This is a genomic window from Gilliamella sp. ESL0441, from assembly GCF_019469185.1.
Lineage (GTDB): Bacteria > Pseudomonadota > Gammaproteobacteria > Enterobacterales > Orbaceae > Gilliamella.
Window position 1 is genome coordinate 2,713,505 of the sequence record NZ_CP048264.1, and the last position, 16,133, is coordinate 2,729,637.

Sequence of the window (16,133 nt, forward strand, 5' to 3'; positions counted from 1 at the left end):
TAAACCTTCATTAATTTCTAATAAATTTATATTCAGTAATAGTAGGATTCTGTATTGGTTTACCGTTTGATTGTAAATAACCTTTACTTGGAATAATATTTTTTTCAACTAAAGTGAAACCTTTGCTCTTTGCAATTTTTTCTATATTATTTATCGACGGATTATTCCAACTACCTTTGACAATAATTGTTCCATTTTTATCTAAAACTCTTAATACCTCATCATTAAAAGGCTTATATTTATATGGATTTTCCATAATAATGACTTTTTGAGAACCTGTTGCAATATTTGACAAATCATTAGCATTGCCAGGATAAACATTTTTTCCCATAGGATAATCAGGATGAGATATATTATAAGCGCCTTCAATCGGTTTATTTCCTGCACCGATATTTAATGTTCCTCCTTGTTCGGGTTTGTTTAAATATCCTCCAGTCCCCTTTCCAGAATTAATTTCTTGTTCTTTTTTTACATGGTCACCAAATTTGCTACTTTCGTTGGCTTTCTGATTGGTAGCCTGATTATCCAGTATTTTATCCTTAGTCTCTTTATAATTTCCACCACCTTGCTCGACATTTCCTTTGCCGTGTTGCGTTTCTAAGGCTGTTTTATCTAATGGTTTGTTAGCACCCGTACTCTTTCCAGCATTAGCGTTATAACCCATCGATGCAGCTAAAGATTTCGATACAGAATCCGCTATTAAAGCCCAACTATATTCCTTTTTTACTTCAAGTAAAGGTCTACCACTTACTTTTGATATTGCTTCAATGTCTTTCCAATAACTTACTGAATCCTTGTCTAATCCTAATAATATATTATAAAGGTTATTCGAATCTTCCCTGTAAACATCACTATATCTTATAGTTCTTGCAGCTTCTTTGGCATATTCATTTTGTATTTGCCATGCTTCTTGTAGTAATCCTTGACAAGCTGAACTTGATATATTGCCTGCATAACAAGTTTCTAGCAAAACCAGATCACGTTTTTTATCCAATTTTTCAATGTACTCTAATTCTTTCTTTTCATCTTCCGTTAACTCCTCACCTTTCCAGTTCGGTTTTATCCAAGATAACTCAGCTTTTCGTCTTGCTTCGGAAACTTTTAAATAATTATTCTCAACCGCATTCTTACCTGCTGCTATACCCGTGCTGACATCACCGACATCTCCTCCGGCACTGGCTATAGCAAGTCCGGTGGCAAGTTGGGCGAGGGCACTGATATTTTCTTTTTCAGCTTCGGTTAATTCCTTAACGTCTTTTCCATAGAGCTGCTTGCGTATGATATCCGCAGCAAGTTCTCCGGTTACGGCACCGGCACCGCCGGCAAGTCCTGAGTTGCCTTGTAGTTCAGCTACCACCGCACCCAAAATCGCATGAGAAATTAAACGGGCAGTTTCATTATCTCCTGTCTGGATTTTTATCTGCTCCGCTACCCAAGGTGCACTTGCGCCAGCCAGTCCGCCTGTGATGTTGCCGGTGATAATGCCGGTCACTATTGATATCGCACTGTCTATCCCTTTGCTAACATCACTCCCCATTCCGCCCAGATTTTTATTATTTTCTCTATTCGTTTTTAACTGCTCATCAACCGCAACGTAATAGAAGTAGTCTTTATTCTGATTATAATAATCCTCAACAGTTTTATATTTGGCTTTTTCTGCATCACTCAGCTTATTATAGGCCTTTTCCGCTTCCAGCTTTGATAACGCATCCTTATTTTTATCTACTTCATTTTGCGCCTGAATTCGGTCATACTTATTCATTACACTTTTTGCCTGCTGTGCAATGTCTTTGATAAGCTCGACCGTTTCTATTTTGTCTAACTCTTTTTGCTTATCAAATATCTGTTTCAGCGGATTATTCGCACTCTCCGTATCCCGACTTAATTCATTGATATCCTGTTTTTGCTGCTCTTTATTGCGGATGACTAACTCGCCTTTTTCTACCGCCGATTTTGTCGTGCTTGAGTCACTATCACTGTTTTGATAAGCCGTCGGGACACCCGGACCTCCGGTTCCCCCACTCACCGAAACATGCGTCACTTTAAAGTCTGCCTTGTTTTTTATATCACTGAAGCTGATGGTGCCGGTATCAAGTTTGTTCTTACTTTTATCTTCCGCTTCCGACGCTATCACCGCACCTTTTAAGTCAGTATTATTACCCACATAAATATCATAACCGCCTTTTCCGGCAAATATCCCCGACTGGTCTGTCACACTTGCCCATTTACTGTCTATATTCGTTGCCGATATCGAACCATTGGCACTAAATCCTGTGCCTGCCGTGCCGCTGACCGAGGCACTGATTTTCTCGTAGTCGTAATCATCCGTATCTTGCAGTGACTGAATATTCAGGTTATTCCCGACATCCATCTTCACCGTATCGCCTTTCAACTGACCACCCACCACATTGACATCATTGCCCGTTTTGATATTCAGTTTGTTCTTGGCATCAATAACGCTTTCCGTCCATGCACTGCCATCAGCAACTTCCCGCTCCCGACTAAAATTACCGTTCGCTTTAAACCGCAGGCCACTTTCATCTCCGCCTACCTGGAATTGAATACCTGCCGCCGCACCATAACTTTTTTCATCCCGGTCACTGTGCTGCGTATTTACCGCACCAATCACATTCAAATCACGATTTGCCGTCAGGTTAATATCATTGCCGGCTTTGATATCACTGCCTTTTAACGTGATATCACCCCCATTTTTATTCGCATCACCCGTAGCAACAATATTGATATTTTTACCCGCTGACACGCCGCTGCTAATCACATTATGTTGTTCCTGATTGACTACACGCTCAGTCCGTTGCGTTCCCACCATGGCACTGACGCCAATCGAGGCTTGACTTTGACCTTTATCGTTCTTCAGCTGTAAATTTTGTATCTCTTCTGTAACTGTTAAACCTGACTTTATCGATTGCAACGCCATTATCTTATCGTTGTCTTTATGTTTCGCCCGCTCAAGAGCTTGCGCTGCTTCATAAACATTAGCAGCCGTCCCCGTTAACGCAACCGTTAATCCGGATTTTTCATAACTGTACTCTTCTTTATAGGTCGTTTTCGCATCAAGAGATGTGATTTCAACATTTTCCGCTTTTAAATTAACATCCTGCTGCGCAATAATGTCACTTCCACGTACCTTGATATCCTTGCCCGCCTGAATGTTGACATTACCTTGAGTACTGCCTACCACACTGCCAACATAAGCTTTTTCCGTATCGGTTTGTTTTAAATCTTCTTTCGTTTTACCAATCGTGACACCCAGTCCACCACTGCTCATTAAGCCTGATTTTTTATTGATGGTCTGTTGGTATTTATAGTAAGACTCTTCTGCAGCATCGATATTAACATTATTCCCCGCCTGCAAATTCACATCATCTGTCCCGACAACCTGACTACCGCTCACCGTTAAATCATGACCGGCATTGAGTGTCACACTTTCACCGCTCAGACTGCTACCAATGGCCGTTTTATTATGCTCTTCACCATAGTGTGAATATTTGCTTTTCGAAAAGGTTGATTTCGTGCTCGATTTGGCGCGTGCTTCATGGTCATACGTTGCCTGCCCGGCGGTAATAAGAATATCATTTCCGGCTTGCGCAACTATGTTCCCGTCGCTGTTGATATCGCTGGCTTTTACCTTCACATCATGCCCGGCTTTCAGGGTTAAATTACCGGCCGTACTGATAGATGAGCCTACCTCCTGCGTCGACTCGCGGCGGTCATAGTTTTTGCTGTTTAGCGTGTAATCGGTGGCATGACTGATGGTTTGGGTACCCAGAGATATATCGTTCCCCGCAATTAGCGTAGTCTCCTTACCGTTACTGATAATATCCGCCGCATTAATGTTAATATTGCGCTGACCGGTTAACCGTAATGTCCCTTCTTTGTCAGATACATACACGGTTGCCGTGTTATCTAACCAGCGCTCTTTGCCGGACTGATGTTGTTCCGTTGTTAAAATAATGTCCCGACCGGCATAGGCATCAAGCTCAGTTTTTGCCTGCAGTAAACCACTTTGGTTAATAATATCCTGTTTGGCCTCTAACCAGACACTGTCGCCGGCAATCGTTCCCCGGTTAATGATATTATGACCACTCGCCGCTATCTTATCCCCGCTAATTACGCCCTGATTATTGATATCCTCTTGTGTCTGAATATTCACCTGACCAGCATGCACAACATTCCCTTGCAGGTTAACGCCGGTATGCTTGCCCACCAGATATAATTTAGGCACGCTGACCACTTCCACCCGACCATCCGGTAACGTGATAGCCTGATTGACCATCCACACCATATCCGTGGTTAATGCCGCCATCTGCTCTTCGCTTAAAGCAACCCCCGGTTGCAGCTGATATTGTTTGCTATATAACTGACCGGCTAAGAGTAAATCCCGGTACTGGTCATCACTGTTGTTATAACCGGACAGGTAACTTTTACCGGTCAGTGCAATCAACTGGTCCTGAATCAATTTCTGTTCATAGTAACCATCACCTAACCGTTTTTGTAAACTGTCAGAATCAATAAAATCTAAGCTACTTATCCATTTTTTACGGTTAGTAAAGCGAGGGTCAGTTTCAATTAAATATAAACTCTCTTTTTCCGGTCTGATTTGAAAAATGGTATTATCCGGCAATTTAATCGGCACCACTGTCGGGTACTGAACAAATTCCGGTGGTAATACCGTTACCCCCTGTTTATCAGCAACGGTTGATACCGGGGAAAGCTGGGTGTTTTCCGCCACCGTTAACGTGCCCAGTGACATCGCTTCGGTGGTATTGACCCCTTGATAAGCGCCGTACTTTTGTTTGGTTTTCCAGTGGTGATCGTCTTTTTCTTTTTTGTAATGAGAAATCCTTCCGCGATTTTTATGACCTTTTGAATCCACCTCTTTAATCCAGCGTTCACCTTTGGTTTCCAGATTATCAAACTGCCTTGCATTAATTTGCATGGTCTGACCTGAAAGCAGTTGACTGTCCTGATCGGTCACCACATCGCCCTGAATGATCAGATTTTTACCGGCCTGTATTTTGGCCGGGTCCTGATTGAGCAGCTGGCTTTCGTAAATAACCCGGTCATAGAAATACTCTATAAAATGTTTACTGTGCCCCAGTCCCTTGACATAAAACCTGACGTGATTACCTTTGTCAAATTTAAGATGCCCCTCTCCGGTCTTTTTGCCATTTTCATCAATAATATAGCGATATTTACCTTCACGATTGTCACTGATACGGTAACGTTTTTGATTTCCACCAAAACAACTGTATTTATCTTTGTCACCCGAGCACCATTCATATTCATGATAACTTTTGCGGTCAACCTCAACCGGGCTGCTGATTTTGACATATAAGTCCCGGTTATCTAACTTATCCGCCGCTAAATAGAGCGAGCCACCGGCCTCTATTGTGGCACTGTGGTTACTGACCTGCTGACTGCGACCGGTCACCCCTTGTGTGCTGGCTTGCCCGCCAATAAACATCTCCCCCTGACTTAATAATAATGCATGGTCTTTATTCAGCAGCTCCCGGGCACCGATAAGTAACCGGTCACGGGCACCAATCACCGGCGCCACCGAGCTGGCAGCGGACTTCAGGTTAGTCAGCTTGCCGGTATTAATCACCACCGCATCCCCATAAATACGACCGTTGTCGAGATTATTGAGCGTATCGGTCTGAATATCAGTCAGCCCGCCATCAATCACACCATAATTGGTGAGTGCTGTGCCCGAAATCCGGGTACTGCCCCCGGCAATATCGCCATCCTGTTGATTATAAATTTCACGGGCGGTCAGGGTTAATTGCCCCCCGGATTTAATTTGTGACTGATTGTCAATGCGGCCACTGGCAGTAAGGGTTAGCTGACCATTGGCCAGAATGGTTTGTTGATTAATCCAGTCAGATACCACCGTCAGGAACATATCCTGACCGCTTTCTATACGACCGTTGCGATTACCGGCTAATGTGTGGCTGCCTATTTTTAACGTCGAAAGCGACGATATCGTCCCATCCTGATTATTCAGCGTATTCAGATACGCCTGAGCAAACCCGGCTATTGTTAACTGCCCCTGACTTAATACCTTCCCTTGCTGATTATCAAGATATTGCGTGGTGAGATTAAGTGCGGTTTTACCAAATAAGGTTCCTTCCCGGTTATCTATCGTTGACCCGTGGAGAGTCAGCGAATCGGCACTGAGTGTGGCGTGTTTTGCCGACACGCCGTCAATGCCATGTATCGTTGCCTGACCGTCAACATACACAGCGGCATTATCAAGATTGACAGCACCCGCACGGGCATTTAATGTTAAGGTATCACTGCTTAGCTTAAGCCCCTGTCCGTCAATGGCTTTCGCGCTGATGATCGCGTTTTTTGTCGCCTGCACCGCACCGTGTAAATGCATGTGCTGCCCAGCCCTTAAGGTTAAATCGCCACCCTGTGGCACTTCACCGTCAGCGGTTACACCACTGGCCATTAACCCGGATTCGGTTTGGACAATGTCATTAGCCGTCACAACAATATTCTTTTTGGAAAGTATGCGACCTTCCTGTTTAAACGTTTTATCACTGCCAAGTGCGATATCACCATGCGCCTGAATATTGCCTGAGTTATTCAGGTCTCCACCGGTGTTAATCTGTAAGTTGGTCTGACTGTTAATCACCCCGGCATTACGGATGTTATCCGTCGCCTTGAGCGTTAAGTTTTCCTTGCTCAGTATCTTACCGCTATTGCTTACCTGACCGGTGGTACTGACCTGAAGACCGGCTTGACTGCCGATTGACCCGGCGTTAGTAATGCGACCTTTTGCCTTAACCGTCATATTGCCCTGACTGACCCATGTACCGGTATTGACGATTTTCCCTTCCGTTGTCAGGCTAAAATGACCTTTACTGCTCCCTAATTCACCGGCATTACGAACCCCAACCCCTTTCTCGGTGCCCACCATCTGGATTTTACCGGCATACATCCCGCCCAGTGCTGACACATCCAGTGCCACTTCCGGTTTTGGACTGTTATCCTCCGCTAACGGGGTGATAGTCTGTGCATTGCGGCTGACTTTATTACGACCGGTCACCACATTTAAATCATTGGCCCATACCGCCGAATTTATTGACACCGAACGCGCAATTAAATCCGTGTAACTTTGTCCGGTGCTGTCGAGCCCTTTACCGGCTACCGAAATATGCCCCTGCTCAACCTGATAACCGGTTAACTCTCCGTTGTCTATTATCGGTTTACCTGTGGTGAGTGTGCTTCGGTCTGCGTTAATAAAACCACACCCGTGACAGCTAATCCCGGACGGATTGGCGATGATGACCTGCGCTTTTTGACCGGCAACCTCAATGACCCCATTTAACTGGCTCGGGTTACGGGAGTTGACTTCGTTTAAGATGATTTTTGCTGAGCCTGTTTTTAAGTACTCATTACCTTGTACATAACCGCCAATCTGAGTTTGAGTGATTTTGCCGCTGTTATTTAAAATCACCCCACGCTGTGAAACATCAAACTGCTTGTATTTATTATGAGAAAGCCCTTTTTTGTTTGGCGTCTGAATATTGACTTGTGTGACCCCATTCGCCGCCTGAATAACCTGCGCCTGCTGCGTTTTCTTTGCCTGCGGGTCGGCAATAATTTGACTGCCATGTGCCGGTAAAGAGAGGGTGACAAACCCGAATGATATCGACATCAACAAGGTAACCGGTTTTAATGTTGCCAACACGGATTTAGATGAAGTCTGACCTAAACCTGATGTTGATTTTTCGTGACCGGTAGGGGTTTTTGCTATGTCAGCCACCACCATCTGCATGCCACGTTTTTTATTAAAGATAACCCGATATAAATCCTTATTCATGCTAATACCCTTATATAACCTTATACTGTAATTGTTTTGTTTATTATTGTTTTATGATGTTATTGTTTTTCTGTTAATCTATTGTTGTTTTGCTAATGTTTTCTTGAGTGAGTTATTGGCTGACGTTGTCCGGGACTAATCCTCTAAATTTGCAACGTCAGGCAATAAGATTAAAAACTCCAGTTAAGTGAAAAGCCTAATGTCATTGGATTAGTTTTAAATCCTTTTGGCTTACGAACAGGCATGCCGGCAAACAGGTCATAGTACATGCCAAAGTTACTGCCACGCACCCCCACCACACTGCCGGTTAAATGCCGACCTAACAGATATTCACTTTTTGCCCCGGATACTTCGCCGGTATCAAACCCTAAATACGGCTCATGATTTAACGGTGCCTGCCATGACAACTCATTACGGACATACCAACCGCGGTCAGCTTTTAACGTCAACTCGCCATCAAAGCCACGTACACTCCAGCGTCCGCCAATCGAAAACTGGTCAGGTGAGGTTAAATTCCCTTTGCGCGTATATTGTCCCTGATAATCCAGACGATAACGGAACTGTTGTGAGCCCAGTGTAAAAGGAATGTTGGAGGAGAAATTAACGGAAATAATTTCCGCTAATGGAGTGATATTGGCCTCCCGGTCATACTCTTCCGGTGCCTTTTGGGCATTAAACCATCGTACCCCTTTTTGGAAAGAGACGCCGGCATCAAAAACCATATCATTGACATAATGACGATGTTGCAGTCCCAGCTGCCAGTAAGTCGTTTTTCGGCGCTGGATTTCAATTTCATTATCATCAATATAGTTATGCGATTGCTTTAATGTGATGCCATAATTAAGGGTGGTTTTTTGCGATTCATTTCGATGAATGACCCGACTTAACTGGAAATTGGCATTACGGCTGCGACCACTGTATTTGTAATCGACGAGTTGTCCGGCGACGGTTTGATGGTACTTATTCCCCGATAACGAGGCGCTGAATAACCAGTAGCCAAACGGGACGGAGTAAGAAAACAGAAAATTCCGTGAGCCATATTTACTTTTGCCACTTAAATCCCGACCACCGGTGACATAAAAAGCATCACTTAACGATAATAAATTATCTAAATATAAAGTCACGCCTCCCTGGTCTCGCCCGGTGCTTTTAGTCCCTGAATCATCGACTGATAAGCCTAAACGCCACATCTTAGACTGTTTTCGGCTGATAACAATATCACTTTCACCCGGTTTATCGCCCGGCACCAACTCCATCTGTGCGCTGACGGTTGGCAAACGTTGCAGATTTTCAAGTCCCTGTTCAATATCACGTAAATTCAGCGATTGTCCGGCATGTGCGGGCATAGCGGTGTATAACTGTGCATATTTATCACTCTCAGGGGCATAATGCACGTCACGAATTTTCCCTTCGACTAACAATAATTTCAGTTCACCCTCGTTCAGGTCTTGTTCGGGGGCAACCACCCGGGTTGTGATATAACCATAACTGATTAAGCGATCTTGAATCGCACTCATTAACAGGTTAATCCCTTCCGCCCCTAAACAGCGCTGTTCGGCTTGCTGTGCTAATTTTTTTAAGGGAACAAACCAGGCTAACTTATCACGTTCAACCAAATTAACTTTTTGAATATTGAAGCATAAAGGCTCCTGCGGGAATTGCATTTCCCCTAAGCTATCAATCGGTGGTAATAAGCGAATATCTGGCGAGGCAGGCGTTAATGTTTCCTGCAAGGCTTTATCATGCTCTTGCTGACGAATAAGCTGATTATCACTGAGGATCTTTAACCCTTCAGGCGGTTGAGCAGCAAACAGAAACGATGAGACAGAACAGAGTAAAACTGAGACGGGTAAATAAACCTTTAATAACGAATTCATCACAATACTTATATTATTTTAACAATTGTTACAATTTCTTAACGAATGGTTATGGTACTGTAAAAACGTTTGGTTTGTCTACAATTATTTTATAATTAATAAACTGAAATAGTTTATCATCCATTCTCAGTTGAATTACTATCAGTTAGTGAAGAGGATGAAATACAGAGTAAAGGAGGGCATAGATAAGTAATTTGATTATACCTTATTTTTATAATCAAAAGTAGCTATAAATTATATATTTTTTCAATGGTAAAAGGCAAATTTTTTATTGATATAAAAAATCTGCCTAATTCAAAAAATTAAAGAGAATCAAAAAATCTTTAAAACTCCTCATTTTGATACGTGTTGTTGGTTAATGAGGTAATGTTATAGCGTTCAATACCATTCATAGCTACCTCAATTGTTTCTGGTATTAACTCATTCAAATTATTTATATCCGATCTGAGCATGAATGTGGTTAATAGCATTGGAATATTAACGCCAGTGATAATTTCCATCGTCGGGTAATTTGGGATCAGCTTAACAAGAGTATTAAAAGGCGTACCACCCTTTAAATCAACTAAGCATAAAATGGCTGATCCCGATTTAGTTAACATTACTAACTTTTGTTCAATTTGCTGTTGAAAATCATCTAGCGATTGTCCCATTAAAAAGGGAACAGCTTCACATTGAGTTTGCTTACCGCATATCATTTCAGCCGTTTCAATTAAACTGTTAGCCATTGTGCCGTGAGTACTTACTAATACTGCAATCATGCACGACTCCTTTTAGTAATCTAAGCAACGATAATAACGACGGATTGACATTGGATGACGATTGAGGTGTTCGACATAAGCATCAATTCGGTTATTAATAGCACGAAAAACAAATGGAGATAAGTGCCCCCGATATTTTTCCGAAATACCCGGCAATTCATAATCTTTAGTATCAATTATGGTGTAATTAGCGCAGATTTGTGGTAAAAATTTAGCTACTCTTTCACTAAGTGAGCGCTGACTATCTTCACCAACGTAGACAGTAACAGCCGTATCCCTGTCTATAATTTCTAATGTTCCATGAAAAAATTCAGCAGATTCGATTGATTTTGAACGTAACCAATGCTGTTCTTCCCAGTAACACATAGCATGTGAATAGGTTGCTCCCCATTGATTACCTGCTCCAACAAAGTAATGCATGGCATCATCGTGATGTTTTTGCGCAACTTCTTGCCCAAAGGCATCGGCTTTTTTGGCAACAGCAACAATATTTTTGGCAAAATGTTGATCCATTTGTTGATAAAATTCATCATAGTCTGGAAATTCACCGGCTAAATACATTAGTCTGTCTGCGGTCATAAAGAATTTTAACTGTTCATTCATCGGATAAGAAATAACGTGATCTACCATTTTACCTAATGGTGAATCAGCATTATCTAAAAAGGCTAATACCGTTGAGCCGACTTCTTTTTGAATTTTATCGATAGCCTCAACGACTTCTTGTGTTGAGCCAGTCACTGAGGAGATGATTATTAAAGAATCTTTGGTTATTCGCTTATTGCCAGTTACCAAATATTCCGCAGCATGTTGCACAAAAGTTTCTAGTGCAGATTTTTCTTTCATATGAACGACGGCTTGCATTGATGAAGCATAAGTGCCACCAATGCCTAACCAACAGATATTACGATAACCTCGTTCATGAATCTGATCAATAAACTGATTAATAAACGGACGTAATTTTAATGCGCCATTCATACTGTTAAGTTCTTTTTGTTCGTCAAATTTTCTCATACGGTGACCCTCTTAATTTTGGATTTAGTGATTTCATCAAATTCTGGATATGTTGATTTTTCTAGATTATGACCCTTTAACAGGGATAGCTGGTAACTGAGTAGATGAATAGGAATAGTCATAAATAATGATGTTAATAATTCATCACAATGGATATCAAAGTTTAGATCGTGCTCAGTAATAGAATGCGAGTGGTGTGCATATAGGGTTATTACCTGTTTTGCATAGCGATTCAAAAAGGTTTTTAATGCTACGGCTCTTGCTTCTAATAACCCTTTTGGTTCAATAAATATGATGTAATCATCAGGATGTAAGCCGAGATAAGGGCCATGCATGTACTCTTCCAATTCTTTTCCGAACGCCGTGTTACGAACCGTTTCGGTGAATTTAGTTTCTCCTTCACGAACGACACCATAAGTTGCACCATAGCCAATAAAAATCACTCGTTTAGCGTGATCAAATTGTTTGAGATGATGATTTACCCATGATTGTGATTGTAGGATAACTTGTGGCAATGATGTCGTAACATTCTGTATTTGTTTAAGATAACTTTCAAATTGTTGCTTATCCAAACACCCTGTTTTTTGACCAATAATTAACGCAATCAACATTAAATCAAGAATAATGACACTATAGCCAGCACTCACATAGGGCATTTCTTCAACTGGCATCCCCATTGATAAAACATGATTGCTGATGTTATATATCGGACTGTTAGAATTACTAGTGAGGGTATAAATAGTTCGATTTTCTTTAATAAATTGTTCAACCAAATGAATGGTGGAATAGCTTTCCCCACCTTGTGATATGGCAAAATAGAGCGTATTAGCGTCATTATAGTGTAAGTAGTTTGCTGCCATGGAAGGATCTTCAATATAAACAGGGAGTTTTAATATTTTACTCATCAATGGTCTGGCACTATAAGCGGCGTTGGCACTTGATCCTGTGGCAAAAATGACAATCGATTGAAGTGACTTTTCAGTATTTAAATCAATCTGATCAGCAAATAACGATTGATAATGATCTAATATGCTTTGATAAAATTCAGGCACTAAGGCGACATAGTCTGCGATACTTTTCATTTTTATTTCCTAATTATCCCAATAATCCACTCCATGCCCCTAAAATCCCGATTGCGGCAATAAGTAGAAGTATCCAATGCGCTTTAATCCCTTTTTTGACTAACATGAAGATGAATAACGTAAACATCAAAGGCAAAATTTGCGGTACAATTCCGTTGAAGATATCTTGTAGTGAGGCTGAATCATCGCCAGACCCAATTTTTAACGGCATATTTAATGTCACCATAGTAGCAACCATGGCACCGACCACACATAGCCCTAACACAGATGCTCCATAGGATAATTTATCCATTAAACCTGTCTTTTGGACCTTTTCAATAAAAGATGTGCCAATGTTATAGCCTATCAGTAAACCAAAATAACGGGCTAAAATGGCAGGTACATTAAAGATAAGCAAAAAGAGAAGTGGGCCTAGAATATTACCTTTTAGTGCTAAAGAGGTACCAATACCTGTTGCAATAACGCGTAATGTTCCCCAAAAAAACGAATCCCCCAGACCACTTAAAGGCCCCATTAGTGCAATTTTGACATCATTGATAGCGCTTTTATCAAAATCACTATCGGTGGCATTTTGTTCTTCCATGGCAATACAAATACCTAGTGGAAAGGTGATTAACCATGGTGTGACGTTATAAAATTCTAAATGTCGTTGATAGGCATCAGTGAGTTCGATTTTATTATGACTGTAAATCTTATCTAAAGCTGGTCTCATCGCATAGGAATAGCCTAAGTTCATTTGTCGTTCATAATTCCATGACCATTCAGCGGTAAATGAACGCCAAAACGTTCTGGATAACTCCTTATTGGTTATTAGTTTAGAACTCTTCATTTTCATAATCGATCTCCTGTGCAACTACCGCATTTCCCATAGTGGTACTGAGTTTTTGCCCACTTTCTTCTGTAATCATCTTTTTGCCATTAAATGCCGAATAACCCGTTAAAATGAGCGCAAGACATCCCCCAAAGATTGCCACACCGGTAACGGGTACTTTCATATAAACGGCAAGTGCAAAACCAAAAATAAAGAAGGTAGCATTGGTCTTTTTAATCATGATTTTCATTAACATTGCAAATCCAAATGCCGGCAATAAACCAGTTGCAATACCTAGTCCTTCAATAATAAATTTAGGTATCATTTCCAATAGACCATTCACCGCAGAACTGCCAAATAGATAAGAAAGTCCTACGACTAAACCGATTGGCAGATTGATTGAAAAGAATCCACCTAATAAATTCATTCGATCCATACCTTTACCATTGCCTTCACTGGCGTATTTATCCGCTTTATGAACAAAGTAAGGAAGAATAAAAAGAAAACATAAGTTTTTAACCAATAAAACTAATGAAGCAATAGGAATACCTAACGCCAAAGCAATTTCGGTACTTTTACCTGCCCCAATGGCGAACGCGGTACCCAGTATACTGCCTGATATAATTTCGGGTGGAATAGAAGCGCCAATAGAAAACGAACCTACAAATGCGAGTTCTAATGTAGCACCAATAACAATACCTTGTGTGATGTCGCCCATGACTAAACCAGCTAAAGTACAAGTAACAAGTGGTCTGGATAACATTGATGAACCTAATAAGTATTCACCATTGGCTAACATCGCAATCAAAGCTAAAACAATAGCTGTTAATTCGATACTCATATTTTTGTCCCTCTTAACTATTTTTCAAATTTTTGCTTTGATTCGCTTGGGACTTGTTGAATATAGATCTCAATGCCGTCTTGTTGTAATCCTGTTAATAAATCCGCCTCAGTATCAGTTAAATTGATTGTTTTAGAGTAATTTTTTGTCCCTTCTCGAGGTTTAGTACCGCCTAAATTTAGGCTAGTGACTTTTCCTTGCGTGGCTCGTATGAGTTTTTCAGCATCTGCAACGGATTCAACGACAATTAACATTTGATATTTATCTGTTACGCCTGAATTGATCGCCTCAATACTGTCATCAATTGACTTCATCACTAATTTTGCATTTTCTGGTTTAGCTAAACGAATAGCAGATTTACGTAATTCGTCATTAGCCACGACATCATTAGCCACTAAAATAGTGTTTGCACCAACATTTTCGAACCATGAAACAACTACCTGACCATGTAATAAACGGTGATCTACACGTAATAATTTAATCATTGATATACCTCCTAGGTGAAATCGACCACATATTTAGTATTACTAGCAAACTTGTACTCAAGCGCAATCGGTTCGTTATTAATATCAAAATAGTGATTAGTAATTTTAAAAAATGGGGCGTTAATATTGATACGTAATTGTTTGGAAAGTTCAGCATTGGCTACCATCAATTGCAAATCTTGCTCTAATTTATCGACTTTTTTCTTTCCCGAATTAATGATTTCAAGTGCTGATAGTACCTTGATAATGGAAAGCTGAAAGTCAGGAAAATTAGTTAACGGTAGCAAAAAAATGGTTTTCGTTACGCTATTTGTTGCTATCTCCAAAAAACCAATAAAGTAGATAAGTTCCGTTGATTTTATTTTTAATAATTGGCTGTAATAACAACCTGCTTGCCTGAGATAGGCTTCTTTGATCTGCTTTTTATGATTTGAATAAGCTTGAGGTTTAATTATGCCTGTCATTTCTAAAATCGTTTGAGTTGAAAGTGTAGGAGCGACAAATAATCCAACCCCTTTCTTTCTGACCACCATATTTTTTTCAACTAAACGATCAATCGCTTTACGGACTGTGGTTCGACTGACATCATAATCTTTTTGCAACTGACCTTCTGGCGGTAACTCTGCACCCACACTATATTGTCCTGTACTTATCTGCTCCATTAATTGGAGTGCTAATTTTTCAAATAACTTCATTTGTATTCTTCCTGATAATTAAAGATATTTTTTGCAGATAAGTGATATTTAAATCGATTACCAATTAAGTACTGGTCGGTGTGTTCAAACGGTTCAAAGTCATGATCATAACTGTAACTTGATACTTTATAGATAGGTGTGCCTTCAGTAATTGCTAAATATTTGGCTTTATCGTTGAGAGCGACTTCATATGCGATCTCTTCTCGACCATGACTGGGTATAACATGAAAATGTGTTTTTAAATATTCATAAAGCGAAACATCATTTAAATCTTGTTTAACTAAATCTTTAAATTTTTTAGAAGGAAGATAACTTATTTCATAAGATAACGGAGTTTTATTCAATAAACGTTGTCTTGCTATTCTGATTAATCGCTGATTTGATTTAAAAAAGGTGTTTAATTCGGTAGGCATTGGGATGATATCATTAGAGAGTACTTTAATTTTGATGTGAACATCATCTTCTTTTTGGCACTCTTCAGTAAACGAAGACATTTTTAGCATATTCATTTCAAAGACAGTATGATTAGGGAGATGGTGATCTTCCTGAAAAACATCACCTTCCATCATTAAATCACTTAATGCTCTTCTAACTGTCGTTCGGCTTACCCCAAAATATTCGGCAAGCCCTCTTTCTGTCTTTATTTGACTGATTATTTTAGGATTTGCTCTAATTTGTTCTTCGACTTCAGTTTTGACTGCAATATCACGGTATTCCAAAG

The 16,133-nt window shown here is 40.6% G+C and carries 10 protein-coding genes; all 10 read right to left on the reverse strand.

Annotation, left to right across the window (positions count from 1 at the left end):
- Positions 1-10: 10 nt before the first annotated feature.
- The 10 genes from GYM75_RS12110 to GYM75_RS12155 all read right to left on the reverse strand — a co-directional run bounded on the left by GYM75_RS12110 (position 11) and on the right by GYM75_RS12155 (position 16,131).
- Positions 11-7,852: a hemagglutinin repeat-containing protein gene (locus tag GYM75_RS12110; RefSeq protein ID WP_220216169.1), complete on the reverse strand. Its 7,842-nt coding sequence runs from the start codon at positions 7,850-7,852 to the stop codon at positions 11-13.
- Between the two features lie 170 nt (positions 7,853-8,022).
- Entirely contained in the window at positions 8,023-9,729 is a 1,707-nt protein-coding gene (locus GYM75_RS12115) for a ShlB/FhaC/HecB family hemolysin secretion/activation protein (protein ID WP_220216170.1), read from the reverse strand.
- Between the two features lie 323 nt (positions 9,730-10,052).
- Complete coding sequence (locus tag GYM75_RS12120) at positions 10,053-10,487, reverse strand: PTS sugar transporter subunit IIA (RefSeq protein WP_220216171.1); 435 nt, start codon at positions 10,485-10,487, stop codon at positions 10,053-10,055.
- A 12-nt stretch (positions 10,488-10,499) separates the two neighbouring features.
- Positions 10,500-11,498 carry an SIS domain-containing protein gene (locus GYM75_RS12125; RefSeq protein ID WP_220216172.1) on the reverse strand — a complete coding sequence of 333 codons (999 nt, stop codon included), beginning with the start codon at positions 11,496-11,498 and terminating at the stop codon, positions 10,500-10,502.
- The gene (locus tag GYM75_RS12130; protein ID WP_220216173.1) at positions 11,495-12,580 is read right to left on the reverse strand and encodes an SIS domain-containing protein; all 1,086 of its coding nucleotides are present in this window, start codon (positions 12,578-12,580) and stop codon (positions 11,495-11,497) included. The genes GYM75_RS12125 and GYM75_RS12130 overlap by 4 nt, the downstream gene beginning before the upstream one ends.
- A 13-nt stretch (positions 12,581-12,593) precedes the next feature.
- Complete coding sequence (locus GYM75_RS12135; protein WP_220216174.1) at positions 12,594-13,415, reverse strand: PTS system mannose/fructose/sorbose family transporter subunit IID; 822 nt, start codon at positions 13,413-13,415, stop codon at positions 12,594-12,596.
- Positions 13,396-14,232 carry a PTS sugar transporter subunit IIC gene (locus GYM75_RS12140; RefSeq protein ID WP_220216175.1) on the reverse strand — a complete coding sequence of 279 codons (837 nt, stop codon included), beginning with the start codon at positions 14,230-14,232 and terminating at the stop codon, positions 13,396-13,398. The genes GYM75_RS12135 and GYM75_RS12140 overlap by 20 nt, the downstream gene beginning before the upstream one ends.
- Positions 14,233-14,249: 17 nt before the next feature.
- On the reverse strand, positions 14,250-14,717 hold the full coding sequence (locus GYM75_RS12145; RefSeq protein ID WP_220216176.1) for a PTS sugar transporter subunit IIB: 468 nt from the start codon (positions 14,715-14,717) through the stop codon (positions 14,250-14,252).
- An 11-nt stretch (positions 14,718-14,728) separates the two neighbouring features.
- Entirely contained in the window at positions 14,729-15,412 is a 684-nt protein-coding gene (locus GYM75_RS12150) for a GntR family transcriptional regulator (protein WP_220216177.1), read from the reverse strand.
- The gene (locus GYM75_RS12155) at positions 15,409-16,131 is read right to left on the reverse strand and encodes a GntR family transcriptional regulator (RefSeq protein ID WP_220216178.1); all 723 of its coding nucleotides are present in this window, start codon (positions 16,129-16,131) and stop codon (positions 15,409-15,411) included. Before GYM75_RS12155 ends, GYM75_RS12150 begins: the two co-directional genes overlap by 4 nt.
- Positions 16,132-16,133: the final 2 nt, after the last annotated feature.

Bases quoted from the DNA above. Each gene is read 5' to 3' on its own strand.
- GYM75_RS12145 (WP_220216176.1), bottom strand. From the start codon at position 14,717: ATGATTAAATTATTACGTGTAGATCACCGTTTATTACATGGTCAGGTA.
- GYM75_RS12140 (WP_220216175.1), bottom strand. From the start codon at position 14,232: ATGAGTATCGAATTAACAGCTATTGTTTTAGCTTTGATTGCGATGTTA.
- GYM75_RS12120 (WP_220216171.1), bottom strand. From the start codon at position 10,487: ATGATTGCAGTATTAGTAAGTACTCACGGCACAATGGCTAACAGTTTA.
- GYM75_RS12115 (WP_220216170.1), bottom strand. From the start codon at position 9,729: ATGAATTCGTTATTAAAGGTTTATTTACCCGTCTCAGTTTTACTCTGT.
- GYM75_RS12110 (WP_220216169.1), bottom strand. From the start codon at position 7,852: ATGAATAAGGATTTATATCGGGTTATCTTTAATAAAAAACGTGGCATG.
- GYM75_RS12150 (WP_220216177.1), bottom strand. From the start codon at position 15,412: ATGAAGTTATTTGAAAAATTAGCACTCCAATTAATGGAGCAGATAAGT.
- GYM75_RS12135 (WP_220216174.1), bottom strand. From the start codon at position 13,415: ATGAAAATGAAGAGTTCTAAACTAATAACCAATAAGGAGTTATCCAGA.
- GYM75_RS12125 (WP_220216172.1), bottom strand. From the start codon at position 11,498: ATGAGAAAATTTGACGAACAAAAAGAACTTAACAGTATGAATGGCGCA.
- GYM75_RS12130 (WP_220216173.1), bottom strand. From the start codon at position 12,580: ATGAAAAGTATCGCAGACTATGTCGCCTTAGTGCCTGAATTTTATCAA.